Origin of the sequence: Magnetospirillum sp. SS-4 (assembly GCF_902729425.1) — a bacterium.
GTDB lineage: Bacteria > Pseudomonadota > Alphaproteobacteria > Rhodospirillales > Magnetospirillaceae > Phaeospirillum.
This window is the reverse complement of the sequence record NZ_CACVCH010000046.1, coordinates 55,684-79,154: the sequence shown is the minus strand read 5'-3', so window position 1 is coordinate 79,154 and position 23,471 is coordinate 55,684. Positions and strand designations below refer to the sequence as shown.

Genomic DNA, 23,471 nt, shown 5'->3' with positions numbered 1-23,471 from the left:
CGAATTCCACCATCCCGTCCGTCCTTAGAAGAACGGGACCAGGCACACGAGGGAGTCGCCGCATGGAACGGACATCGCAGACCAGAAGACGGCCGGGACACCCGTTTTCCGCCGCGAGGCTGGCGATGGCGGTACTGTTCGCCACCGCCATGGCCCTGGCGTCGACCGGCTCCGCCTGGGCCATATGCGGCAAGGACTGCATCTGCGGCTCGTGGAACAATTACTGTCGCGGCGGCGGCGACGGGACGACCCTCCCCGACCGGTCCCCGACGCCGCCGACCAGGGACCCGACGGTCGAGGCGGCCCACGCGGCCTTCGCCGAGGGACGGCGGGCCACCCAGGAGGGGCGGTACGCCGACGCCGAGGCCGCCTATCGCCGCGTGGTCGCGCTCACTCCCGACGACAAGAACGCTTGGTACAACCTCGCCAACAACATCCTGCGCCAGAACAGCGGCTCGCGGATCAGCGAGGCGATCGCCGCCTTCGACGAATCCGGGCGGCGCGGAAACAGCGATGGAACGGCCGAGGCCGAGCGGCTGCGGGAATGGCTGGCCGAACAGGACCGGCTGCGCCGCGCCGCCGAGGAGGATGCGCGACGGCGGCAGGCGGAGGCGGAAGACGCCCAGCGCAAGCGAATCGAACAGGACGAGGCCCGACGCCGCCAGGCCGCCGAGGCGGTGCCCGACGCGATCAAGGATCTGGTGGACGACTTCGTCCGCGAAACCGGATCGGCGCCTCCGGTGGGAGAACTGGCGGAACCGCCGTCGCTGGCGTCCCTGCCCCCTCCCCCCCTGGCGGACGGGGCGACGGCGCCCCCCTCCGACACCCTGCCGGTGGTCCATCCCGCCGACATCAAGGGGCCGAAACCCAAGGACACGTTGCGCGTGACTCCTCCTCCGCCGCCGAAGCCGGTCAATCCGGTCTTCGATCCGGCCAAGCCGGCCAAGGAATACGGGCCTCGCCCGGAAGACATCCGCCGGCTGGGACCGCGCGCCGGCGACATGGTGATGGACGCCATCCAGAAGGGACGCAACGACCCCAACCGAAGCAAGCGGATACTGGAGGATCATCTCCGCATGGCCCCCGCCGACCCCGACCTGCGCGACGCCTCCAGCTACATCATCGGCATGGGCATCGGGCGCGACATCACCGGCGACCGGGGGCGACCGCTGTCCCCGGCTGATCTGGCGCGCCTGAACCGGCCGACGCCGGGCCTGGACAGCGTGCCGGCCTCGGTGTTCGGTCCCAGGATGTCGGACCTGACCAGCCTGAAGCGATGGGAGGATCAGCGCAATCAGGTGGTTTTCGCCACGCTGGACCGCCACGACAGCGACATCGCCGCCGCCCTGGCCGACCTTGAGGCACAGGCCAGGCGCAAGCCCGACGACGACGTCGCCCGCGGGGCGCTCCGGGTGATGCAGGGCATCGCCGTCTTCACCGAGTCCGGCTCCACCGGGACGGGAGGACGATGATGGCGCGCCTGCTCGTCATTCTGCTGGTCGGGCTGCTGGTCGGGCTGCTGGTCGGGCTGCCATCGGCGCGGACGGCGGCCCAGACCCCGCCGCACGCCGCCCTGGATGCCCGCCTGTCCCTGCTGCTGGCCGAACGCGACCGCCTGTTCCGCGATATGCGCACCGTACCGAAACCCACCGAAGGCAACCGTGCCGTGATCGTCCGGCAGGAACGGCACGGCGATCTGGCCGAACTTGTCCTGGGCATGCTGCGCGAGGCGACGGCGCGGCGGCACGGCGATTTCTCCGCATGGCTGAGCGCGGCCCGGCGCGTCGCCGCCACCGAGATCCGCATGCTGGAACGCGAGCACGACCGCTTGGCGCCCCTGATCGAGGGCGGATATGCCACCGACGAAAGCCTGGCGGCGGTCAATCTGCGGCTGGCCCATGCGCGCACGACCGCCCAGAAGCTGGCGCGATGGGCCTCCACGCCGCCGAATCCGCCGATTCCTCCCCCCTATGATCCACCGACGCTGTCGCTGGCCGAAGGAGTGATCGACGCCCTCGGCCATGGCGATTGGATCGGCGAGGTGATCGAACGCATTCCCCGGCTTCGCCACTCCGGAAAGCAGGGATGGCTCGACGAAATCGCCGGCAAGGCCATGGCCGCCGCCCGGAACGGCGATTCGGCGCGGGCCATCGACCTGTTCGAACAGGTGGCGACGTTCATTCCGGATTCGCCGCCGCTTTTGTGGAACCTGGCGGTTCTCAGCGACCGGATGAAGGTCCGGCCGCTGGTGGCCGCCGCCTGGTACGAGGCCTTCGCCGCCGCGTCCGACGATGCCGCTACCGCCGCCACCGCCCGAGCCCGGGCGGCCGAACTGCGCCAGGGCGTCGCGGTCCAGGCGGAACGCATGGCCCGAAAGGCCGCCGCCCTGCTGGCCGTCATTCCCGAGACCGACCGCAGCGGCGATCCCGACCGGCAGACCGATGCGTGGGTCGTCTATGGCCTGGCCATGGCCGGGGCGCCGGAACATGGCCTGGCCCTGTCCCGCGCCGCCACCGGCGAACGGCGCCCCCAGACCATCTCCTTTCTCGCCGAAGCCAATGGCCAACGGGGACTCGTCGACGAGGTCCTGGCCGCATCCCGCGGGGCGGCATCGGCGGACGACGCAGCCAGATGGCGGAACGGCCTGGCCCATGGGCTGACATATCTCGACCCGACGCGCGACCCCGGCGGCCTTGCCGCCAAGCTGGAAGCCGTCGCCGGGGAGGCGCGGCGGCTGTCGGACCACACCCTTGCGGCGGGCGTCGCGGCGGCCCATGCGCGGCTTGCCGCCAATCACCCCGCCGCCGCCGCTGCCGCCGAACGGATCGTTTCCGGCCTGCCCGAAACGGCGCGACCCAACAGTCCCATCCTGGCCAAGCTGGTCGCGGCGCTGGCCGCCTCCGGCGATCTTGCCGGCGCGGCGCGGATCAAGGCCATGATCAGGCCCGGCCTCTACGACAGCGTCCATGCCGGCTGCGCCGTCGCCCGGTTCAATCCGGGGGCGAAGACGGCCGAATGCCGGCGGCGCGCGCGCGAAAGCCTGGACCAGGACCTGAACGCGGCCAAGCCGGAGGAGACCGACAAGCAATTGCGCCCCCGCGATGCGATGGTCGCCGCCTGGGTGCTGGCCGAGCACGCCGGCGGCGGCGATCCCGGCCCGGCCATGGCCGAGCTTCGCAATCGCTGGTTCAAGCTCCAGGCGGAACGCCACATCGCTCTTGCCGCCGGGAACCATCGACTGGCGGCCGTGCTGGGCTGGACGGCCCTGGCCTCGGCCCTGCCGGTCAGCGACATCAGTCACGGCTGGGGCGTGGTCAAGCCGCTGTTGCTCGACCTGCCCCGCCAGATCAACGAAACCGCGTCGGACAAGCCGGCCCTGGCGGTCCGCCGCCTTGCGATCTGGTCGGCCGAACTGGCCTCGACCCTGACCCTGCACCACGAAGCCCTGGGGACGGGAAAATGATTGCTCCGACGCCTTCGGTCCTGCCGTGGCTGGCCGTCGGAATCGCCGGAGCCGCCACCACCTTCGCGGCGTGGCCCTGGAACGCTTCGGGCATGCGCCTGCGCAACGGGATTGTGGCGCTTCTGGCGGTGGCGGCATCGCTCGGCTTGTGGCTGGCCGGAATGACGGACGCCTGGGGAGTGGGAGCGGGATGGTACGGCGGCTTCGTCTGCCTGCACCTGGCGGGGCCGCGCCTTCCGTCGTCCCGCCCGGCCTGGCTGCGGCTTTTCATCCTCGGCCTTGGCCTGGCCGTGGCAACCATGGGAGTGACGCCGTGATCGACATCGAGAACGTTACCCGCCTCGACGACGACGACGTGATCGCGATTCTCAGATTCGTCGACGCCGACGCGGTGGTCGCGGTGCTGGCCGGGGCCTCGCATCTGGCGAGGGAGCGGGTCCTGTCGACCGTCGGCCGCCGGGTCAAGGCGCTGCTGGTCGACGACATGGCCCTACTGGGAGACGTCGGAGCCGCCGGGCTGGCGGCGGCATCGGCCACCTTTGCCCGCCAGCTTGGCGAGGCGGCGGACAGCGGCGACCTGCCGCGCCGGATTCTCGAGCGGCTGGACTCGGCCAATCCCTGATCCCGACCGGCAAGGAGGACGCCATGACAGCCCAGATCTCCGACACCATCGCCATCGACGGCGTCGACCATCCCCTGTTTTCCGAACCGCTGGAAGCCTATTACGCCGAGGCGTCCCGCCCCCCCTTCGCCTCCACCAGCACCGCCAACTGGCGCGGCTATGTCGCCAGATGGGAGATCAGGGACGGCCGGCTGCACCTCACCGGCATCAGCGCGGAATTGTGCGACGACGCTCCCCGTTCGGGCTGGAACTGTGAAAGGCGGCGACAGGTCGGGCTCGCGGACCTGTTCCGCGCCGAGGCCGGCGGCACGGTGTTCGCCGGGTGGTTCTCCGGCGTCTTGCGCGTCCCGATGGGGGCGCAGATTCAGTATCACCACATGGGCTACGATTCGGTGTACGAGTTCGACCTGCTGCTGATCATCGAAAAGGGAATCGTCAGATCGACGACCACCGTCGACAATCGCAACCGGAAAGGCCGGTGACCGCCCCCTACTTTCCCAACAGGGCCATCAGCACCGCCTCCATGACGGATTCGTTCCGGTCGACGTACCGGCCGCCGCCCTCGGCGGCCAGGGCGCGATAGAACGGCTCGGCCGTCGAGGCCGAACATGTGGCGTTGTCCGTCCGGTACGTGAAGACGCTGGACAGCTTGCCGCCGGCGGCGGCGAAGGCGCGGGCGCGGGCAAGGGCGGCATCCCGGGCGCCCGCGTGGGCCTCGGCGTCTCCGACCACCACGATGCGGCGCTGGGCGGCGTCCCGCCACGGCAACCCGACAAGCTCGGCAACGGCCTGGTCAAGCGCCTCCGGACAGTCGCCGCCGCCATCGGCGGACAGGCTGTTCAGGAAATCCTGGATGACGGAAAGTCCGGTCGACGGCGAGGTAAGCGGCAATGTCCGCGTGACATAGGCGTCCCCGGTGTCGCGGAAGGCGACGACGCCCAGGCGGACATCGCCCGAGATGCGGTCGAGAACGCGGGCGATTCCCCCGATTTCATTTCGCAGCGCCAGAACCTCGGCCCCCATGCTGGCGGTGGTGTCGACGCCGATGGCGATGTCGAGGGCGCCGATGGACAGGCTTGCCCGGGTCTGGGCGCAGGCCGCCATGGCGGTCTCGCCGGCGGCCGAAGCCGAAGCGGCGGCGTCACGCCGGGCGGCGGCGGCGGCGCGGCGGCGCCCGGCCTCGGCGGCCTTGGCCTCGGCGGCTTCGGCTTCGGCGGCGGCCGTGTCGCGGGCGGCCTCCGCCCGGCTTCGCGCGACGACGGCCTCCTGCAAGGATTGCCTCGCCTCCCGCCGATGCGCCTCCACGTCCGAGAGATTGCGGAAATAGGGCAGCAACAGGACCACCACGATCATGAACGCCCCCAGGGCCGAGGCGAACAGGTCGACCGCCGACAGGCTGAAGGCTCCGATCTCGCGGCTGGGACGGCGCATGCTCAGTCCTCCAGCGCCGCGAGCAGCAGGCTTTCCATCATCCGCCCCCCCGGGTCGACGTAATAGCCACCGCCGCCGGCCTTGGCCACCGCCTCGAAGAACGGGCCGCCCTGCCCCTTGACCGAGATCGACGACACCCTGGACAGCGACCGGGCGACCGCCTCGGCCGCGTGGGGGGCGGAATCGTCGTCGGGATCGTCTCCGATCAACACCACCACCCGGCGCACGTCCCGCCAGGACAGGGCGGCGACGGCGGCAAGCCCCTTTTCCACCGCGCGCGGACCGGTACCGCCGTCGGCACCCTGCGCCTTCAGCCAGGACAGCGCCTGGGCGATTCCGGAATCATCCATGGGCGTGAGCGGCATCGAACGGGTGACGAACGAGGCGTCGTCCCGAAAGGTGACGAGGCCGATGCGCAGGTCGGGCACCATCTGGTGGAGAACCCGGACCACTCCGGCCAGACTGCGGCGCATGTCGGCCATGGCGTCGGCCATGCTACCGGTCGAATCGAAAGCCAGGACCAGATCCATCGACCGGATGTCCAGCTTGGCGACGGTGGCCTGGCAGCGCGCCAGGACCTGCGTGGTCCTGGCCTCCTTCGCCTCCAGCCGGGCGGTCTCGGCGTCGAGATCGGCGGTCTCGCTGGCCGCTTGCGCCGCCTGACGGGCGGCGGCCCCGGCCCGCTGTCCGGCCTGGCGCGCTTGCGCCTCGGCCACCGCGGCCGCTGCCACGGCGTCGCGGGCGTCGCGGACCATCTGCCGCGTCTCGGACAGCACCGGCTCGATCTTGCGGAAATGAGGAAACAGCAGGACAGCCAGCAGGACGAAGGCGCCCATTCCCGACGCGAACAGATCCAGGGCCGACAGGCCGAACACCGACAGTTCGGGACGCCGCCGCCGCAGGTTCATCTCATGCCCGTTCCAGGGTCAGGACGCTCTGACCCAGGCGGATTTCGTCACCCGCCCGCAATTGCCTGGGCTGGAACGGACACAGGTCCTCGCCGTTCACCCGAACCCGGTTGGTGGCGTTCAGATCTTCGATCGCCGGGCGGCCGCCGGCCAGGGTCAGCCGGGCATGGCGGCGCGATACCGTATCGTCGGCGATGACGTCGTCGGCCAATTCGGCGGACGACCCCACCACCAGATTCCCGCCCGTCGCGGCAAGGCGCCGGGCCGACAGGGTCAGCGACAGGGGCCGGCCGGAACCGTCGGTTCCCCGAAGCCGCCACTCGTCCGGCCCGCCCGGCCCCGGGAAATGGGGAGCGGCCGGCGCGGCGGCCGGAGAAGGGAAATCCCGCACCAGTTGGGAACGGGTCACCATGCGCCCGCGCATGCGCCAGACGACGCCGGCCATGACCAGCAGCAGGACGGCGCCCGCCGCCATCGTCATGGACAGGCCGGCGGAAACGCCGGCGGAGGGAGCGCATGTTCCGGCCCCGCGATCGAAACGCACCGAGGCTGCCTGAAGTCCCCGGATCAGGTTTGCAACGTCGGAGGCGTAATAGTAGGTCGCCACCAGTTCGACGCCGCCGGCGGAGCCGCCGACCCCGAAGGTGTTGATGCCGACCACCCGGCCGCAGGAATCCAGCAACGGACCGCCCGAATTGCCCGGCGAGATGGTCGCCCGGTGCTGAAGAATCGGGAACGGCGGATCGCCGCCGCTCCACGACGCCGACAAGGTCCGTTCCAGATTGCCGACGGTGGCGCTGATTTCAAGGCTGAGGCGGGCCAGCATTTCGGTTTCGAAAGCGACGGCATAATCCAGGGTACCCGCCTTCAGCCCCCTGGCGGCCAGTCCCTGCTCGACCTGGGCGGTGATGGGCTCGTCGGCGGCCCCCGGAAACCCCAAGGCCCATACCGGAGCCCCCTTGGCCAGCCCGGTCTCGGCCAGGGGCAGCGGCTTGCGCGTCAGTCCCGGAACCGACAGAACCGCCAGATCGTAGTGAGGATCGGCCCATAGAACCGTCGCCGGCCGGCGATGGGGACCGGCGGTACCCCCGTCGGCCACCCACAGGTCGGGCTGCCTGGCGCCCTTGGCCGATGGCGCGATCACATGCAGGTTGGTGGCGATGACGCCGGGAGCGACGACGAAGCCCGATCCAAGGCTGGTGACACTGGTCAGGGTGCTGCGGTTGCCGCCGACCAGGACTTCCGTCTCGACCGACGCGATCAGGCGAACCACGCTCGCCTCGATTCCGGAGATATCCAGGCCGTCGGCACGGGCCGGGGCAATCGGCGCCAGACCGGCGACAAGCACGGCCGCGAAAATAAAACGGATCATGGCGCCCTCCCCAGAAACAGCCGCTTCATCTTCGCCCACCCCCGCTCGGGCGGCAGGACCCCATCCCCAAGGCGCAGCAGCGCCAAAGCGATATTGTCACCGCCGGAACCACCCCGCCGGGCGGCCTCGTCCGCCAGGGCGCGGGCCGAGGCGGCCAGATCGTCGCGATCCAGCGCCGCCGCCATGTCGCCGGGGGTCAGGACCTCCCAGGCTCCGTCGCTGCACAGGCAAAAGCCGTCCCCCGGCCGCAGCCAGGCGCCGCCCAGTTCGCCGCCCTGGTCCTCGGCCCCGCCGAGCGCGACCAGCAATTGCCCCTGGGATGGGTGGGCCGCGACCTCGTCCGGGCGCAGCTTGCCCTGCTCGACCAGCATCTGGGCATAGGAGTGGTCCCGGGTCAGAAGCTCGGCCCGACCGCCGCGAATGCGGTACAGGCGGGAATCTCCGGCATGGACCCAATCGGCCTTCTCGCCGTCGCCATGAAACAGGACGCAGGTGGAATGGGGCTGCTCGCCGATGTCGGCGGCCAGGGCGTTGATGGCGCCATGAGCGGCGACGCGGATGGATTCCAGAAAGGCGGGAACGGTTCCGGTGAAATCCCGCCGGGCCGCCCATGCCCGCCGCGCATGCCCGACCACCGCCTCGGCCGCCGCCCCACCGCCACGATGGCCGCCCAACCCGTCGGCGATTACGGCGAGGACGCGCCCCCCCTCCGCCATCACGGCGACGCGGTCCTGCTGCTCGTCCCGGCCGCCGACATGGTCGGCGACGGCCCACGTCCAGCCGGTCATCGCGGCCTCCATTCCAGATCGCGGGCGACGCGGAACCCGACATGGATGTAGCGGTCGGAAGCCTTGGCGGCAATGCGCGAGGCTGAACGCATGGAAAAGGCGTCGCCGTCGAAGTCGCCGCCGCGGATCACCCCACCGCACTCGCCAGGACCGGTGACCGCCCGTCCGTCGGCCGGGGCGCCAACATAGTTCGGCGTGTCGCAATCAGCGACGAATTCGCCGAGATTGCCGATCATGTCGAACAGGCCAAAGGCGTTGGCGGGATAACTGCCCCGGGACGCCGGTCCCGTGACCCGTCCATCGACCGTCGAGACCGGCCCGCACTCGCGGCAATGGGCGTGGCCGCTGCCCAGGGTGTCGCCCCACGGAAACTGGGTGGTCGACCCGGCCCGGGCGGCATATTCCCACTCCGCCTCGGAGGGCAGGCGGTAGGGACCGTCCGGGGTGCCGAACAGGCGCTGGTTGAGCCAGCGGACATAGGCCCAGGCATCGTCGCGCGACACGCACGCCGCCGGAGAAGAATCGTAGTAAATGTCGTCACGCGACAGCCAGCCGCCGGAATGGACGCGGTGGCCGTTGCCGTCGTGACAGCCGTCGGGGTTGCGGCCGCTGCCCTTGAGGTGAACGCGGTACTGCTCGTTGCTGATTTCGTGCATACCGATGGCGAAGCGCCTGGCGATGATGACGGCATGACGTGGAATCTCGTCATTGACGCCGGCCCAGCCCCGCCGCGACGCCTGCGTCACCTCGGCCTTGGACGCCCCCATCGTGAAATCGCCCTCGGGAACGACGACCATGGTCGGACAAATGGTGCATTCCGCGAAGGAATCGCCGGGGAAAAGCCGGTCGACGGCGATGGCCTGCCGATGGGGGACAAGCTTTGGAATGACGAGCGAGGCGACCAGCACGATGACGACGACGGCGCCAATCCCCTTGATGCGACGCGACCACGAGTCCGGTTCCGCATCCACATCCGAGGCCAGGGCCGGCCTGGATACGGGAGAGGGGGGAAAGGAAGATTCCACCTTCCGGGTCGCGGCGGCGTTTTCCGGCGGCGGCGGCGCCCCGACGATCCGCCGGAAGTCGGCGACCGACCGCGGCCGCTCTTCCGGGTCGAGGGCAAGGGATGCATCGACGGCGGCGCACAGGCCGGCGGCATGGGAATGCCGGACCACCTCGGCGACCGGCCGCAACGGATCGTTGCGGCCCCGGCGGCCCGATGGGGGCGGTGAAATGCCGCTCATGGCGAAGTACAGAGTCGCCGCCAGGGCATAAAGATCCGACCAGGGGCCATGGGCGCCGCCGTCGGGGTCGTACTGCTCGGGCGGAGAATAGCCTTCCGAGACCAGGCCGGTAAGCATCCGGCTGCGGTGACGGATCGCCTCTCGCGCCGCTCCGAAATCCAGCAGCACCGGCGAGCCGTCGACACGCAGATAGACATTGTCCGGCTTGATGTCGCGGTGAAGCATCCCCTCGTCGTGAACCGCCGACAGCCCCGCCAGCAGCCCCTGGACGATCCGCTCCAGCGCCGCGGGCGGCGGCGGTCCGTCGCGGTTCACCGCCGCCGTCAGGCTTTCTCCGTCCTCGTAGGGCATCACCAGATAGGCGGTGCCGTTGGCGGGAAAGAAACGTTCGATGCGAACGATATTGGGGTGGCCGCGAAAACGCACCAGCCGGGCCGCCTCCTGCTGGAAGCGCTCCAACCCCCAGGCGAAATTGGGCATCGCCGATTCCGAGCGCGCCACCACCCGGCTGTCGACGTCGCGGACGGCGAATTCGACAGGCAGATACTCCTTGATGGCCAGCCGGATGCCGATGGCGTCCTCGGCCAGATAGGTGACGCCGAAGCCGCCCTCGCCCAGCACCTTGATCAGGCGATACTCCAGCAGCGACGTGCCGACGGGAAGGTGCTGGTTCATTGGATGGCCCAGGAGTCAGGAACCGGTCGGATCAGGGACGCGGCGCAAGGAAAAAGGCAAGGCCCTAGTCGGCCGACCACTCGAAATCGGGGCCGCACAGCGGCACGAAGCGCAATCTGGTCCGTCCGACCTCGATGCAATCGCCCGCGTTCAGTTCGGTCGGCTGCAACAGCGGCCTGTCGTTGAGATGGGTCGGATTGAGCCCCAGGTCATGGCGGACCCGGAACAGGCGCTCGCGGGTGTAGTAGGTGACCACGGCGTGCCGCTCGGCGGTGATCGCGGTGTCGCTGGCCGCTCCGAAATCCAGGCTGATCCGCATGCCGCCCCCCCGCCCCAGCGGATTCTCGCCATATCCCAGTTCGAGGGCGGTTCCCTTGCCGGGACCATCGACGATGACCAGCCAGCCGACGACGGGATCGGACGCCCCTCGCGGCGCATCCCCGGCGGGGCCGACCATGCGAGTGTGACGGGGCGCGGCGGGACCGGACGGCGAAGGCGCCTCGGGCGGGTCGATGCGGCGGGTCATGGGCTTTTCCTCTCCGTCAGTACAGGCGGTTGACCAGATTGTTCAGGCAGTATTGGCCGGCGCGGTTCAGCGCCGTCTCCTCGCGCGCCTGGGCGAGGGACATCAGAAGCACCAGGACCATGGACAGGACCAGCGCCAGCATGGTGGTGTCGAAGGCGACGCCCAGATCCTCGGTCAGCAAGGCCAGCACGTTGATGTCGGTGCTGGACAGATCGAAGCCCGACGCCTTGCGCAGGGCGGCGGCGATGCCGACCACCGTGCCGATGAACCCCAGGGACGGAATGAGCCAGACCATGTAGCGCAACCAGGTGTAGCGCAGGTCGATCTCGTGCATGAACAGCTCCAGCCCCGACCCCATCAGCGCGTTGGCCTGATCGATGGAGCCCGAGCAACGGAAGCTGCGGATGGTCGACAGGATCAGGCGCGGCAGGAAACGGACCTGGGCGTCCGGCTGGTCGTGGACACGACGGTAGATCGGTTCCAGGTCCTCGCCACGCAGGACCGTGCCATGGTCCTCGGGCAGGTAATGCCGGGCCAGTTGCCCGGTCTCGGCACGGCCGGCGCGCAGCCTGACGACCGCCTCGCCAAGCCCGGCGAAGAACACCAGCCATTCGGCGAACTGGATGGTCAGGGGAAAGGCCGCCGCCGGTCCCAGCCACATGGTCGCGGCCACTTCGCCGAGCATCGCCGAGGACAGCCACAGCACCAGGCCGCCGCCCACGGCGCAGCCGCCGACCACACCCAGGCGGGCGGTCATCGCGTCGGTTTCGGACCGTATTCCCGTCACGGCTTCGCCTCCAGCCTGCCATCGGGACTCCAGACGACCGCGCCGGCATTTTTTTCGTCGCCGGGATGCCGGTCCCCGCCCAGCAGGTCGCCAAGCGTGGTTTCGACCCGGCCGAACCGCACCGGCTCGGCCGGGGATACGAAATCGTGGCGCAGGCGCATCCATTCGCCGTCGCGAAACACGAAGGTGCCGTTGGTGCTGCACCGGTCGACCAGATAAGTCCGCCCGTCCGGCAACCGCACCAGTTCGGCGTGTCCGGCGGAAACCGTCTCGTCGTCGATGCCGATATGGCTGCCGGCGCCCGCCCGGCCGATGAGAAGATGGTGCATGGTCAGTCTCCGTCAGGCCCCGGTCGAAGGAGAGTGGTGCGGCTGGCGGCCGGCGTGGGCCGGACCACCAGCCGCGTCGCCCCGGCCCGGGCCGGCCCGCATTCGGCGAAACGAAGACGGACGTCGCCCAGCGAGATTTCGTCACCCGATTTCAACGGCCCGGCATCGACGGCCTTGCCGTTGACCAGGATGGGGTTGGTCGCGCTCAGATTGGCGATGCGATAGCCGCCGCCCGAGCGCCTGATCTCGGCATGCGGGCGCGAGACGGTCGGATGCGCCAGCGCCATGTCGGTTCCGTCCCCGGCGAGACGGCCGATGACGAAGATGCTTCCCGCCATGCCCTGGCACCAGGGGGCCTCGTCATCCAAGACCTCGACCACCGCATGCGGGCTTGCCGCCGAAGCGGCGGCGACCTCGGGCGCGGCGGCGCGGCGGTGCGACCGCCGCCACGCCAGGATCGACGCGACCATGACGCCGGCGCCGCCAAGCAGCCACCCGAAACCGGGGCCGGCGGCGGGCAGCGGCACCATGGCCGCCGCGTGGCGGGTGATGCCGCCGTCAGTGACATCGACCTCAAGCCGCACCGTCCGGGGCTCGGTCCGCAGGAACGGCGCCGCGTCGAAACGAAAGCGGCCGCCCCCGTCTGCCACCCGCAAGGCCCGGTGCAGGACGGCATCCGGAAGATGGCCGGCCGCTGTCGCTCCGGCGTAGAATCCCCCGCTCTCCCGCGCCAGCCATTCCAGGTCCTGCAACGCCAGTTCACCCTTGGCGCTGGCGGGGAATCCCAGTCCGACCACGGCGACGTCCGCCTTGGCCGCCGCCTCGGCCACATGGGCGCGGGTAAAGCCGCGGCCCTCGTCCAGCCCGTCGGTGAACACGATCAGCACCCGCCGGCTGGCCGGATGCGCCGCCAGCAGATCGATGGCCGTCAGGCCGTGGCGATAGAGCTGGGTGATCGGCCCCGCCGCCCGCAATCCCTCGGCCGCGCGCCTGATCTCCCCGGACGGCGATCCCAGCGGCGCCAGAACCTGCATGTCGCGGTCGAAACGCGCCAGCCCCAGCCGATGATGGGTCGCGGCGGCAGCAGCCAGGACGCCGACCTGACGGGCGTTCTCGGCGACAATGGCGGCGCGGCGCGGGTCGCTGGTATCGACCAGGACAAGGATGGCGGTAATGTCGCCGGAAGCGGGATAGGACGATTCGGCGACGAGCGGCACGGCCTGGCCGTCGACGCGGCCGGCGACCTTGCCCAGCGGACGGTGGCCGGCGGCGCGGATGTCGACGGAGCGCGAGACGCCGTCATCGGCGATGACGCGGACCGAAAGGCCGCCATCCGCCAGGACGACACCCGGTATTGATAAAATGATTATAATATAGAGCAGGGCGCGCATCGATCCGACAACTTGCCATTCGCAAATACGTATCAAACGCTAGCAGATATTTCGCATGCGGATAAGATGGTGCGTATTGATGACGGAGCCAATGACTGAATAATGGACGGGCAAAGGCCGGAACACGCTGATGATGGCGACCTGCTGCGCGCCGCCCGCAATGGCGACGCCGGGGCGTGGGAGACGTTCGTCCGGCGATGGGCCGACCTGCTGTACGGATGCTGCCGGCAGGTCTTCGACGAGACGCGCTGCCGGAGCGAATTCCCGCTGCTGATCGAGCGGCTGGCCGACAACCGCCTGGCGGCCCTGTCCGACTGGGACGGGCGCGCCGCCGCCGCCCCCTATCTGGTGCTGAAGACCGCCGACCTGCTGGCCGATCGGATCACCGGATTGCTGGCCACCGACCGCGATGCCGGCTGGAGCGCGTTCGAGCGCTTCTTCGGCGCCGACCTGACCCGGCTGGTGCGCCGCCGCCTGGGCCAGGACCAGGATTGCGACGACGTCGCCCAGGACCTCCGCCTGCGCCTGATGGCCGAGGACTGCGCGGCATTGCGGAAATACGACGGGCGGGGCAGCTTCTCGGGCTATGTCCGCCGCGTCGCCCTCAACCTGATCGAAGACATCTTGCGCGCCCGCGACGGCCGCCGCCGTGAACCCGAGGCGATCCGGCGCATGGAGCCGCTCGAACGCCGGGCCTTCGATCTGATCTACGTCCAGGGACTGACCGCCGAGGACCTGCCCGACCGGCTGCGCGACGCGCAGGGGCGGCGGCTGCCCCGGGTGGAGGCAATGCGCGTCCTGCACCGGGTCGACGCCGCGCTTGGCGGACACGCCCCGCCTCCCAGGCCCCGGCATGTCCCGCTGACGGTGACCACCCCGGACGGATCGGAACACGAGCGCCCGCTCCCCCACCATGCCGCCTCGCCGGAGGACGAGACGCGGGGCCTTCGCGACCGCGCCGCCATGGAGGCCGCATGCGAGGTCCTGGCGACGGCCCTGGCGCGGCTGCCGGCCGAGGCGCGGCTGTATCTGCATTACCGTTTTCTGGCCGACCCGCCGCTGCCGCCGCGCCGAATCGCCGAGATCATGCGCCTGCCGGTCGAAGACCTGTACCGCCGCCGGAAATCATGGGAGGGAATGCTGCTGGATCAGCTGAAGGCCGCCGGAGTGGAAAAATTCCCGCTCGCGTCCGTCTGAGAATTCATGCGAAGCGAAGACCTGAGCCGGACCCTGTTCTCCGATGCCCGCGACGCCGGGGGCGGAAGCATCGTCCGCGACACCTTGCCGCGGGTGGCGGAGGAGGATACGCCCGTGGCGGTGGCCGCCGACTGGCTGGCCCAGGCTCAGGCCAATCCCGCGCCCGCATCGCTGGTCGACGCGGCCATCGCCCGCACCCGGCGGCCGGTTCGGGCCGAATCGCCCCGACGGTGGCTGGTCTGGGGCGGCGCGGCGGGAGCGTTCGCCATCGGGCTGGCGGCGCTGCTGATGCCTCCCGCCACCCATCCTCCCCCGCCGGCGCCGCCGGCGGACGCGACGGCGGCGATGGACCGGCCGAAAGCCTCGGCCGGCGGTTCGTTCACCGCGGCGGCGCGCCCTCCCCTCGACGGCACCGCCTCGACGGACATCATGGTCGGTCCCGAGCTTGGGCGGACCCTGGCGGCCTACGCGGCCCGACGGAACGCGGCCACCCTGGCCGACCTGACGGCGGCCCTGGGCGACGGCGGGCTGGACCCGCGCGAGGCAGGGCTGATCGAAAGCATCGTCATCTCTCCCGGACTGGCGGCCCGGCTGGGCGGTCCGCTGCCGCCCCGCCTGACCTTGCGCCGGGACGGCGGTGGGGTGTTCCGCCTGTCGGAATGATCAGCGGCAACGGCTTTGCTCGGCAAGGTCGCGGGAAAGGATGCGGGTTTCCCCCTCGGCCGCCACCACCATCCCCGACGGCATCGGCAACGTCATCACCGCCCAGGGGCTGGTGAAGGCCTGGGTGACAAAGCCGGCCGGAACCGTTTCCCGGAATTCCACCACGGTGGCGCAGCCCTCAACCCGCGTGCCGATCAATTCCAGACCGTAACCGCCGGTACGGCGCGGCCCCAGGAAAATGGCCACCGCCGCCTCGCCATCGGCCAGCGGACGCGGCGGCGGCGCCCTCAGTCCCGCCCACAGGTCCCGCCACTGCCCGGCGTCACGGGCGATCACCATGGCCGGACGCCGCTCGGCGCTGTACTCGCCACGCCACTGATCGGCCAGAACCGGCGCCGGAACGGCGAAAGCCAGAAAAAACGCCAGGGCGATCCGTCTGGCGGACTCAGCCAAGGAGGTCTTCATGAAACCCGCCATCATCGCCGTTCTCCTTTCCCTGGGCTTGCCCGCCACCACGCTGGCCCAGCCGGCGCCGCCCCTGTCGCAGCCGAAACCGCCGGTGCTGACCGAATCGGCCTTGCCCAACCCCGCCCTGCCGACGGCAAGGCCGGCCCAACCGGCGGCGTCGGCCCGGCCGGCAACGCCGCCCGCCCGGCCCATTCCCCCCGTTCAGCCCCGCTGATGCGGACGAACGGCGTGGCCGGCCGCCACCACGAAGGGGGCGGCGGCGATAATGTCGTCCATGCCGGCCGCCCGCGTCAGGGCGGCCTCGGCGAAGGCCGCGCCAGCCTCCGGCGCCAGGATGCGGCCGGCCGCCTCGCCCAGCTTGCGGCCGTAATCGAGACGCAGCCCGGACGAGCAGATTGCCCCATCCGCCAGTTTTCCCGGCAGACGGCCGAAGGCGGCACGCAGCGCCTGCGCCGCCGCGCCGGCATCGCCGCAGGTCTCGGCGATGCCGATGCATTCATTGACGACCGCGAAGGGATTGGCGATGGAAGCCAGGGCCGAGACCGCGTCCTCGGCCTTGCCGGCAGCGGCCAGTTTGTGGCTGTGGGCGATGGCGCCGACGGCATTGTTGTTGTCGCGGGAGGTCCGGATGCGCGATTCCGCCTGTGCGCGATGGTCCTCGTCCAGGTCCTGGGCGACGCTCCACGCGGCATCGTGGCGCCCCTGCATCTCCAGGGCGCAGGCGACGGCATAGCCGTACTCGGAAACCAGTCCCGGAGCAAGATGGGCGCGCCCCCACTCCATCACCCCGGCGACATCCATGACGCCAAGCAATCCCTTGGCCATGCGGCACAGCGGCTGGAAGACGAATCCCTTCGGATCGGCGTTCAGTTCGGCCGCGGCCTGGGCGGCGAACGAACGGCAGCGTTCCGCATCGCCCTTGTCCCCGAAATGCTCCGCCGCCATGGAAAGCGCTTCGGTGCGGGACCAGCCGGATTCAAGCCGGGGGATCAGGGCAAGGCCTTCGTCCTCGGCCCCCACGAACAGCAGGGCCGACACCGGGAGATGAGCCATCCGGCTCCGCGCCAGCAGGGGGGAGAACCGCTCGACCACGGCCCGCCGTTTCCGTCGCGCCGCCAGTTCGATCAGATCGATCAGGACTGAATCATCCAGTTCGGGGCCGTCCCATCGGTCCAGCAGCGCCAGCGCCCCGTCCAGGTCGTCGCTCTCCACCCGCGCCGCGATAAGAACCTCGCGGCAAACCGGGTGGGAACCGGCTTCCAGCAGCGCCAGAGCCTCGGTGGCGGCGGCCTCCCGGAACAGCGCCTCGATCAGGTCGATCAAGGCCTTGCCGTCCTCGGACTCGGCCACATGGGTGGCAAGCGCCTTGGCGACGGCCCGGCCGACCCATGCCTCCCGCGCCTGGGAATCGGCCAGGGCCGCCGCGCCGGCCGCCCACACCCTGGCCTCGCCCCACCCTCCCATCGAGGGCAACCGCGCCCCGTCCGATACGGCCAGCGCCTCCTCCCCCCGGCCGGAGGCGGCCAGCAGCACCGCCGCCTCCAGCAGGAGAAGATCGTGGAGTTCGGCCGTCTCCGCCTGTCCGGCGACATCGCGCAGCATGGCGACGGCCAGGGCGAAGCGGTCCTCGGCCAATGCCTGGCGGTGATTGGCCAAGGCCCAGCCGAACAGCTTTCCCCCTTCCCTGATCCGCAACCAGGCACGCCGGAACCGGGGCAATTCCACCGCCAGGTCGTGGACGATTTCGTGATCCGCGCCCAGGCGGCGGCCAGCCTCGGCCAGATTGTCCTCCAATAGCGCCAGCGCCTCCTCGTGACGGCCGCGCTGCCACAAGAACGCCCCAAGAGCCTCGCGGACGACGAATACGGTCTCGCCGCCTCCGGCGTCGGCGGCGTCGTAGGCGGCGGCCGAATCCTCGAACAGCGCGGTCACCGTCGCATCGTCGGCGTCGGAGGCCCGCCAATGGGCCAGGGCCAGCAGATAGGAGATCTCGCCCCATCGCCGCCGGTCTTCCAGCCGGCCGGCCAGGGCGTCCAGCCCCTGTCGCAGCGGCGCCACCGCCTCCGCCGGCCGGCCGGCCTCGATCAGGGCGTTGCCCCGGCCGGCCTGGATGTCGGCGTAGACGGCGCGGATGCTGTGAACCCAGTCGCTGTCTTGCCCCAGGATTTCCACGGCGCGGGGCAGCAGTCCGGCCAGCGCGGCGGCGGCGGTCTCGACGCCGCCGTCAAGGCGTTCCAGCAGCGCCCGGTAGAAAGCGGCGATGACGCTCCATCCGTCGTCGGGGTCGGCGGCGAGAACCGCCTCCATGCGTTCGACGACCTGACGGGCCTCGTCGCAGGTCATGACCTCGTCGCGGACGAGACTGCCGTACAGGGCCTGGATCAGGGCCAGCAACGCCGGCAGGAGCTGGGCGGAGCCGGCGCCGAGGCGCTCGGCCCCGGCCACCCCCATCCGGGCGGGCAGCACCGCCAGTTCGTTCAGATCACGCCCGGACAGCAGGCCGGACAACTCGGTCAGGTGCATGGCCTGGCCGAGATCGTCGGGGGCGTAGTCCTCGCGCTCGCCGGCGGGCAGGCCAGCCAGCCGCAGGACCAAGTCGCGCTGTTCCTCGTCGCTGAGGCGGGACGGCCCGTCGACCAGCAGCATCGCCCACAGAAGGTCCGGATCATCCATGGTCACGGCCTGGGTTCGGGATTGCCACGGCAATACGGACGGATCAGGTCCGGGTATCTTTCCCGCCGCCCACTGTAACAGCCCGATGGAACGGCGAGAAGACCATGTCGCAGCCGGACTGGCGTTCCCGAAACGCCATCCGGACGGCGGGCTTTGACGCCGTCATGCGGCCAAGGCGAGTTGATTGACGGAAGAGTCTGCCGAATCAATGACTTTTGAGTTGATGCTGAGTCTTTGTCTGCGCTATAGCTGTTCATGAGTCCGTTTTCCCGTCCGGTGACCGTCAGACCCATGTCCCTCACGCGCCTCACGACCTTGTCGATGATGTTGCTGACCGTCGTTCCGGCGCTGTCCGGCGGCGGCGGCGCCTGGGCCGCCAGCGCGTCGGGGGCCCGGCTGGGCCTGCACGGCGACAACGTCACCCGGTTCGTGATGGACCTGTCCGAATCCGTCCATTTCAAGGTGTCCACCAAGGCCGATCCCTACCGCGTCGTCATCGACTCGCCGGGACTGGAGGCGGCCGGCAATTCCGTTCCCAAGCCGTGGGGGGCGGTCAATGGCCTGCGCGGCGAGGACGGCCGCCTCACCCTTGACCTGCGCAAGCCCGCCACCGTCAAGGGGGCCTTCATCATCCCGCCGCGCGACGGCATGGGCTGGCGACTGGTGGTCGATCTCGCCGAAACCTCCCGCGAGGCATTCCTGGCCTCGGTGGATGCCTCTCCCGCCCCGACGGCACAGCCCGCCCCGGCACCCCGCCGCATCGCCGCCGCATCGCCGCCGCCCCAGCCGGTCGCCCCCCAGCCGGTCGCCCCTCAACCGATCGCAAAGCCGGCGCCGCTCCCGTCCGCCCCTCCGATTCCGGCGCCGCCCGTCGCCGAACCCACCGCCACCGGCAATCGCATCGTCGTCACCAGCCCCAACGCGACGGCGGCCCCACCCTTGCCGCCGCCGGTTCCGGTGGAGCGCCCCAGTTTGGCGGAACGCCCCAACCTGGCGGAACGGCCGGCCAATGCCGCCACCAGGCCGGCCAAGGGCCTGCCCATGCTGTCGGCCCCCATGCCGCCGCCGCCGGAACGCCCGGCCCCGCCCGCCCCTCTCCCGGTCTCGCCGCCCGCGCCACCCCAGGCGGAGGCGGCGCCGGCACCAGCGCTGGCGTCAACGCCGACGCCTCCTCCCACTCAGGTGGCGCTCCACTCCCCCGCCCCCGCCAAGCTCGACGGCGTGACCAAGGCCCGCGACGGCGTGCCGGTGATCGTCATCGACCCCGGCCATGGCGGCGTCGACCCCGGCGCCATCGGGGTTTCGGGCATCTACGAGAAGCACATCACCCTGGCCATGGCCCGCGAACTCAAGACGGCGCTGGAAAAGGGCGGGCGCTACCGCGTCCACCTGACCCGCGACCGCGACGTCTTCATCCGGCTGCGCGACCGGGTCGCCATAGCCCGGCAGGTGGGCGCCGACCTGTTCATCTCGCTGCACGCCGACGCGGTGCAAAGCCCGCAGATTCGCGGCCTGTCGGTCTACACCTTGTCGCAGAACGCCTCCGACTCCGAAGCGCAGGCGCTGGCGGAAAAGGAAAACAAGGCCGATCTGATCGCCGGAGTGGATCTCAGCCACGAAACTCCCGACGTCGCCGGCATCCTGATCGATCTGGCCCAGCGCGAGACCATGAACCGCTCGGCCGGCTTCGCCACCGAACTGGTGGACGAGGTCGGACAGGAGATGGACCTGCTGGGCAACACCCACCGCTTCGCCGGCTTCGCGGTGCTGAAGGCGCCCGACGTGCCGGCGGTGCTGGTGGAGATGGGCTATCTGTCCAACGAATTCGAGGAAAGGCAGCTGCGTCAGCCTCAGTATCGCGCCCGTCTGGCCAAGGCGGTGACCCGGGCCATCGAGCGCTATTTCCCCGCCTCGCTCAAGGCCAAGCGGCCGTAGTGGGCCGGATTTTCGCCCTTGCGCTTCTGGCCGCAAGCTCCGCCGTCATCCCTACCGGCGCCCCCCCGGCCCGCGCCGCCGCCGCCAGGCCCGACAATCTCTGCCTCACCTGCCCCCGGCCGGAGCCGGCCTGCTGGCTGACCGTCTACCGGTGGGAGGACTACAACCTGCGGGCCGGAAACGGCACCGCCGTCATCGTCACCGACGGTCCGCCGCCATCGGAAGCGGACAAGGAACGGGCGCGGATGTCGATCCTGCGCGACCTGCCCGCCGGCCACAAGATCGCCATCGGCAAGAGCAGCCGCATCAACTGCCCGCCCGGGGCCAGGGCGGGCGAATGAACCCGCGCCCACCATCTCCGCCGGGGCTGAGCCGGCTGGCGATGATCCGCATCCTGGAGACCAGCCCGGCGGGCGTCGTCATGTTCGCCCCCGACTGGCGCATCCTGTTCGCCAATCCGGCGGGAGCCGCCATGCTCGGCATGAACCGCGCCGCGCTGGCCGGGCTGGACTTCCGCACGTTCTGCCCGTCGTGGCAGCAATGGCGCGACCGCTGGATGCGCCTGCCGCGCCCGCAATCCGGACTGCGCGAGGCCGAACTGCGCATGCGCCGCATCGGCGCCGACGAGTTCTGGGCCCTGGCGTCATGGGACGAGATGGCGTTCGACGGCGGCGACGCCTTCGTCATGTGGCTGCGCGACATCACCCCCGCCAAGGGCGCCGAGCGGACCCTGAGCAGCATCTTCAACGCCACCCCCATGCCGATGATGCTTTGCCGCATGCCGGAAGGCGAGGTCATCACCTTCAACCGGCGCGCATCCGAACTGTTCGTAGCCGGACGCGACGCCGCCAAGCTGCGGCTGGAACACGTCATCGGCCCGCAGGCCTTCCGCAGCTTCATGGTGCGCCTGCGCGGCGGCGGCTTCGTCGACGATTTCGAGGCCATGCTGAGCACCGCCTACGGCCAGTCGTTCTGGGGCGGCGTGTCGGGACAGCTGACCGAGATCGACGGCGAACGCTGCATCCTGGTCGGCATCAGCGATATTTCCGTCCGCAAGGAGGCCGAGGAGACGCTGAAGCGCTTCTTCGAGGCGGCGCCGTTGCCCATGGTCCTGACCCGTCTGTCCGACACCATGGTGCTGCGGGTCAATCGCCGCGCCTCGGAACTGTTCGACCATAGCGACCTGTCCGCCGACGCCCTGTCGGCCAGGACCCTGGACCGCTATACCGGTCCGGACGCCCGCGCCCGCTTCCTGGAGGCGCTGAAGGAAGGCGGCTTCGTCGAGGGCTTCGAGGTGCGCCTGATCACCGATTACGGCGAGACCATCTGGGCCATGCTGTCGGGCCAGATCATCGATGCCGATCAGCAGCGCTGTGTCCTGGTCGGCATCAACGACATCACCGACCGCAAGCGCGCCGAGGAAGAACTGGTCCAGGCCAAGGACGTGGCCGAAAGCGCCACCCGCGCCAAGTCCTCGTTCCTCGCCACCATGAGCCACGAAATCCGCACCCCCATGAACGGCGTGGTCGGCATGCTGGACATCCTGGGCACCACCCGGCTGAACCCCGACCAGAAGGGCATGGTGGGCATCATCCAGGATTCCGCCCAGACATTGCTGGCCATCATCAACGACATCCTGGACCTGTCCAAGATCGAGGCTGGCAAGCTGGTGCTGGAAAACATCGCCTTCTCGATTCGCGACACCGCCGAAAGCTGCATTCGCCTGTTGCGCACGCGGGCGATGGAAAAGGGACTGACCCTTGCGTGGGAGGCGGAACCCGGAATCGCCGACCAGATGATGGGCGATCCGGTGCGGATGCGCCAGATTCTGCTGAACCTGCTGGGCAATGCCGTCAAGTTCACCGAATCCGGCGCGGTGACGGCCAGGATCTCGCAGCCGGAACGCTCGGGTGGCCGCGTCCGCCTGCGCATCGAGGTCAACGATTCCGGCATCGGCCTCACCCCGGAACAGACCGAACGCCTGTTCGAACCCTTCTCGCAGGCCGACGCCTCCACCACCCGCCGCTTTGGTGGCACCGGCCTCGGCCTGTCCATCTGTCGCCGGCTGGTGGCGATGATGGGCGGCGACATCGGCGTCGACAGCGAGTTCGGCCGAGGCTCCACCTTCTGGGTCGAAATTCCCCTGGACGAGACCGGCGACGACGCCCCGCCCTCGTCCGCCGGACGGACGGTGACGGCCCGGTCCGCCAAGCCGGCTCCGGACACCTTGATCCTGGTGGCCGAGGACAACCCCACCAACCGGATGGTGATCGGCCGCCAGCTTGCCCATCTCGGCTATGCCTTCGACATGGTGGAGGACGGCGAAGCCGCCTGGACCGCCTTGCGGGCCAAGCACTACAGCCTGCTGCTGACCGATTGCTTCATGCCGGTGCTGGACGGCTATCGGCTGGCGAGCCGCATCCGCGAAGCGGAAGGACCGGCGCCGGAACGACGGCTGCCCATCGTGGCCCTGACCGCCAACGCCCTGGAAGGCGACGACCAGGCCTGCTTCCGCGCCGGCATGGACGACTATCTCAGCAAGCCAGTGACCATGGACCGGCTGGGCGCGGTGCTCGCCGCCCGGCTGGGCGGCGGCGAGGCCGGCCCCGCCCAGCCCGCCGGCCCAGCCGCCCCCCGCCGCCGGCGGGTGGTGGCGCCGCCGGTGGATCTGGCGGCCCTGGCCGAGGTTCTCGGCGACGACGACGCGACGCTGCTGCGCGACGTCATCGCCTACTTCATCGAGTCGTTCGACCTGATCCGGAACGAGCTGACCGCGGCGCTGGCGACAAAGGATCGCCAGCGGCTGCGCGACGCCGCCCATTCCGGCAAGGGAGCCGCGCGCAACGTCTGCGCCCCCGCCCTGGCCGAGGCGATGGAGGCGCTGCAACAGGCGGCGCCGGACGGCGACTGGCGGAAAATCCGCCAATCGCGAGGCCGGGCGGAAAAAGCCTTCGCCGAAATCGGCCGCTTCTTCCGGGAATTCATGACGGAGTAGCGCC

The 23,471-nt window shown here is 70.3% G+C and carries 21 protein-coding genes; 10 read left to right on the top strand and 11 right to left on the bottom strand.

The annotated features are described in order from the left end of the window. Nucleotides 1-62: 62 nt before the first annotated feature. From MTBSS4_RS06590 to MTBSS4_RS06570, 5 genes are read left to right on the top strand one after another with little or no spacing between them, the layout of a single operon-like run. Nucleotides 63-1,472, top strand: a complete 1,410-nt coding sequence (locus MTBSS4_RS06590) for a tetratricopeptide repeat protein (protein WP_173982606.1) — start codon at nucleotides 63-65, stop codon at nucleotides 1,470-1,472. Then, nucleotides 1,472-3,463: a hypothetical protein gene (locus tag MTBSS4_RS06585; protein WP_173982605.1), complete on the top strand. Its 1,992-nt coding sequence runs from the start codon at nucleotides 1,472-1,474 to the stop codon at nucleotides 3,461-3,463. The genes MTBSS4_RS06590 and MTBSS4_RS06585 overlap by 1 nt, the downstream gene beginning before the upstream one ends. Then, on the top strand, nucleotides 3,460-3,780 hold the full coding sequence (locus MTBSS4_RS06580; protein WP_173982604.1) for a hypothetical protein: 321 nt from the start codon (nucleotides 3,460-3,462) through the stop codon (nucleotides 3,778-3,780). The genes MTBSS4_RS06585 and MTBSS4_RS06580 overlap by 4 nt, the downstream gene beginning before the upstream one ends. Next, on the top strand, nucleotides 3,777-4,085 hold the full coding sequence (locus MTBSS4_RS06575) for a FliG C-terminal domain-containing protein (protein WP_173982603.1): 309 nt from the start codon (nucleotides 3,777-3,779) through the stop codon (nucleotides 4,083-4,085). The genes MTBSS4_RS06580 and MTBSS4_RS06575 overlap by 4 nt, the downstream gene beginning before the upstream one ends. A 23-nt stretch (nucleotides 4,086-4,108) precedes the next feature. Continuing rightward, on the top strand, nucleotides 4,109-4,567 hold the full coding sequence (locus MTBSS4_RS06570) for a hypothetical protein (protein WP_173982602.1): 459 nt from the start codon (nucleotides 4,109-4,111) through the stop codon (nucleotides 4,565-4,567). A gap of 7 nt (nucleotides 4,568-4,574) precedes the next feature. Here the strand turns inward: MTBSS4_RS06570 and MTBSS4_RS06565 are convergent, their stop codons facing one another. The 9 genes from MTBSS4_RS06565 to MTBSS4_RS06525 form a co-directional block, all read right to left on the bottom strand. Continuing rightward, nucleotides 4,575-5,516, bottom strand: coding sequence for a vWA domain-containing protein (locus tag MTBSS4_RS06565; RefSeq protein WP_173982601.1), 942 nt, complete (start codon nucleotides 5,514-5,516; stop codon nucleotides 4,575-4,577). A gap of 2 nt (nucleotides 5,517-5,518) precedes the next feature. Then, on the bottom strand, nucleotides 5,519-6,424 hold the full coding sequence (locus tag MTBSS4_RS06560; RefSeq protein ID WP_173982600.1) for a vWA domain-containing protein: 906 nt from the start codon (nucleotides 6,422-6,424) through the stop codon (nucleotides 5,519-5,521). Between the two features lies 1 nt (nucleotide 6,425). Then, nucleotides 6,426-7,796 (bottom strand): trypsin-like peptidase domain-containing protein, encoded by a 1,371-nt coding sequence (locus MTBSS4_RS06555; RefSeq protein WP_173982599.1) that lies wholly within the window; start codon nucleotides 7,794-7,796, stop codon nucleotides 6,426-6,428. After that, on the bottom strand, nucleotides 7,793-8,584 hold the full coding sequence (locus MTBSS4_RS06550) for a PP2C family serine/threonine-protein phosphatase (RefSeq protein ID WP_173982598.1): 792 nt from the start codon (nucleotides 8,582-8,584) through the stop codon (nucleotides 7,793-7,795). Before MTBSS4_RS06550 ends, MTBSS4_RS06555 begins: the two co-directional genes overlap by 4 nt. After that, entirely contained in the window at nucleotides 8,581-10,503 is a 1,923-nt protein-coding gene (locus MTBSS4_RS06545; RefSeq protein WP_173982597.1) for a bifunctional serine/threonine-protein kinase/formylglycine-generating enzyme family protein, read from the bottom strand. Before MTBSS4_RS06545 ends, MTBSS4_RS06550 begins: the two co-directional genes overlap by 4 nt. A 64-nt stretch (nucleotides 10,504-10,567) precedes the next feature. Beyond that, nucleotides 10,568-11,029 carry an FHA domain-containing protein gene (locus MTBSS4_RS06540; protein ID WP_173982596.1) on the bottom strand — a complete coding sequence of 154 codons (462 nt, stop codon included), beginning with the start codon at nucleotides 11,027-11,029 and terminating at the stop codon, nucleotides 10,568-10,570. 16 nt (nucleotides 11,030-11,045) lie between these two features. Then, on the bottom strand, nucleotides 11,046-11,816 hold the full coding sequence (locus MTBSS4_RS06535) for a MotA/TolQ/ExbB proton channel family protein (RefSeq protein WP_173982595.1): 771 nt from the start codon (nucleotides 11,814-11,816) through the stop codon (nucleotides 11,046-11,048). Continuing rightward, entirely contained in the window at nucleotides 11,813-12,145 is a 333-nt protein-coding gene (locus tag MTBSS4_RS06530; protein WP_173982594.1) for an FHA domain-containing protein, read from the bottom strand. Before MTBSS4_RS06530 ends, MTBSS4_RS06535 begins: the two co-directional genes overlap by 4 nt. Nucleotides 12,146-12,147: 2 nt before the next feature. Continuing rightward, complete coding sequence (locus tag MTBSS4_RS06525) at nucleotides 12,148-13,536, bottom strand: FHA domain-containing protein (protein ID WP_173982593.1); 1,389 nt, start codon at nucleotides 13,534-13,536, stop codon at nucleotides 12,148-12,150. Nucleotides 13,537-13,638: 102 nt separating this feature from the next. Between MTBSS4_RS06525 and MTBSS4_RS06520 the strand changes: the two genes are divergently transcribed. Next, nucleotides 13,639-14,733, top strand: coding sequence for a sigma-70 family RNA polymerase sigma factor (locus tag MTBSS4_RS06520; RefSeq protein ID WP_173982592.1), 1,095 nt, complete (start codon nucleotides 13,639-13,641; stop codon nucleotides 14,731-14,733). Nucleotides 14,734-14,739: 6 nt separating this feature from the next. Beyond that, nucleotides 14,740-15,396 (top strand): hypothetical protein, encoded by a 657-nt coding sequence (locus MTBSS4_RS06515; RefSeq protein WP_173982591.1) that lies wholly within the window; start codon nucleotides 14,740-14,742, stop codon nucleotides 15,394-15,396. Here MTBSS4_RS06515 and MTBSS4_RS06510 read toward each other — a convergent pair whose 3' ends face one another. Continuing rightward, the gene (locus MTBSS4_RS06510; RefSeq protein WP_173982590.1) at nucleotides 15,397-16,056 is read right to left on the bottom strand and encodes a protease complex subunit PrcB family protein; all 660 of its coding nucleotides are present in this window, start codon (nucleotides 16,054-16,056) and stop codon (nucleotides 15,397-15,399) included. A gap of 9 nt (nucleotides 16,057-16,065) precedes the next feature. Beyond that, on the bottom strand, nucleotides 16,066-18,537 hold the full coding sequence (locus tag MTBSS4_RS06505; RefSeq protein WP_173982589.1) for a tetratricopeptide repeat protein: 2,472 nt from the start codon (nucleotides 18,535-18,537) through the stop codon (nucleotides 16,066-16,068). Between the two features lie 321 nt (nucleotides 18,538-18,858). Here MTBSS4_RS06505 and MTBSS4_RS06500 point away from each other — a divergent pair, with 321 nt between their 5' ends. Genes MTBSS4_RS06500 through MTBSS4_RS06490 form a run of 3 tightly spaced genes read left to right on the top strand, consistent with a single transcriptional unit; the run spans nucleotide 18,859 to nucleotide 23,467 of the window. After that, nucleotides 18,859-20,472, top strand: a complete 1,614-nt coding sequence (locus MTBSS4_RS06500) for an N-acetylmuramoyl-L-alanine amidase (protein ID WP_254432419.1) — start codon at nucleotides 18,859-18,861, stop codon at nucleotides 20,470-20,472. Next, nucleotides 20,472-20,813, top strand: coding sequence for a hypothetical protein (locus MTBSS4_RS06495; RefSeq protein WP_254432418.1), 342 nt, complete (start codon nucleotides 20,472-20,474; stop codon nucleotides 20,811-20,813). The genes MTBSS4_RS06500 and MTBSS4_RS06495 overlap by 1 nt, the downstream gene beginning before the upstream one ends. Then, nucleotides 20,810-23,467, top strand: coding sequence for an ATP-binding protein (locus tag MTBSS4_RS06490; protein WP_173982587.1), 2,658 nt, complete (start codon nucleotides 20,810-20,812; stop codon nucleotides 23,465-23,467). The genes MTBSS4_RS06495 and MTBSS4_RS06490 overlap by 4 nt, the downstream gene beginning before the upstream one ends. Nucleotides 23,468-23,471 lie beyond the last annotated feature (4 nt).

Coding starts and splice junctions, on each gene's coding strand:
- MTBSS4_RS06510 (WP_173982590.1), bottom strand. CDS start 16,056: ATGGGCCGGGCGGGCGGCGTTGCCGGCCGGGCCGACGCCGCCGGTTGG.
- MTBSS4_RS06520 (WP_173982592.1), top strand. CDS start 13,639: ATGGACGGGCAAAGGCCGGAACACGCTGATGATGGCGACCTGCTGCGC.
- MTBSS4_RS06540 (WP_173982596.1), bottom strand. CDS start 11,029: ATGACCCGCCGCATCGACCCGCCCGAGGCGCCTTCGCCGTCCGGTCCC.
- MTBSS4_RS06560 (WP_173982600.1), bottom strand. CDS start 6,424: ATGAACCTGCGGCGGCGGCGTCCCGAACTGTCGGTGTTCGGCCTGTCG.
- MTBSS4_RS06580 (WP_173982604.1), top strand. CDS start 3,460: ATGATTGCTCCGACGCCTTCGGTCCTGCCGTGGCTGGCCGTCGGAATC.
- MTBSS4_RS06525 (WP_173982593.1), bottom strand. CDS start 13,536: ATGCGCGCCCTGCTCTATATTATAATCATTTTATCAATACCGGGTGTC.
- MTBSS4_RS06500 (WP_254432419.1), top strand. CDS start 18,859: ATGATGTTGCTGACCGTCGTTCCGGCGCTGTCCGGCGGCGGCGGCGCC.
- MTBSS4_RS06545 (WP_173982597.1), bottom strand. CDS start 10,503: ATGAACCAGCACCTTCCCGTCGGCACGTCGCTGCTGGAGTATCGCCTG.
- MTBSS4_RS06505 (WP_173982589.1), bottom strand. CDS start 18,537: ATGGATGATCCGGACCTTCTGTGGGCGATGCTGCTGGTCGACGGGCCG.
- MTBSS4_RS06585 (WP_173982605.1), top strand. CDS start 1,472: ATGGCGCGCCTGCTCGTCATTCTGCTGGTCGGGCTGCTGGTCGGGCTG.
- MTBSS4_RS06565 (WP_173982601.1), bottom strand. CDS start 5,516: ATGCGCCGTCCCAGCCGCGAGATCGGAGCCTTCAGCCTGTCGGCGGTC.
- MTBSS4_RS06555 (WP_173982599.1), bottom strand. CDS start 7,796: ATGATCCGTTTTATTTTCGCGGCCGTGCTTGTCGCCGGTCTGGCGCCG.
- MTBSS4_RS06515 (WP_173982591.1), top strand. CDS start 14,740: ATGCGAAGCGAAGACCTGAGCCGGACCCTGTTCTCCGATGCCCGCGAC.
- MTBSS4_RS06530 (WP_173982594.1), bottom strand. CDS start 12,145: ATGCACCATCTTCTCATCGGCCGGGCGGGCGCCGGCAGCCATATCGGC.
- MTBSS4_RS06490 (WP_173982587.1), top strand. CDS start 20,810: ATGAACCCGCGCCCACCATCTCCGCCGGGGCTGAGCCGGCTGGCGATG.
- MTBSS4_RS06550 (WP_173982598.1), bottom strand. CDS start 8,584: ATGACCGGCTGGACGTGGGCCGTCGCCGACCATGTCGGCGGCCGGGAC.
- MTBSS4_RS06590 (WP_173982606.1), top strand. CDS start 63: ATGGAACGGACATCGCAGACCAGAAGACGGCCGGGACACCCGTTTTCC.
- MTBSS4_RS06570 (WP_173982602.1), top strand. CDS start 4,109: ATGACAGCCCAGATCTCCGACACCATCGCCATCGACGGCGTCGACCAT.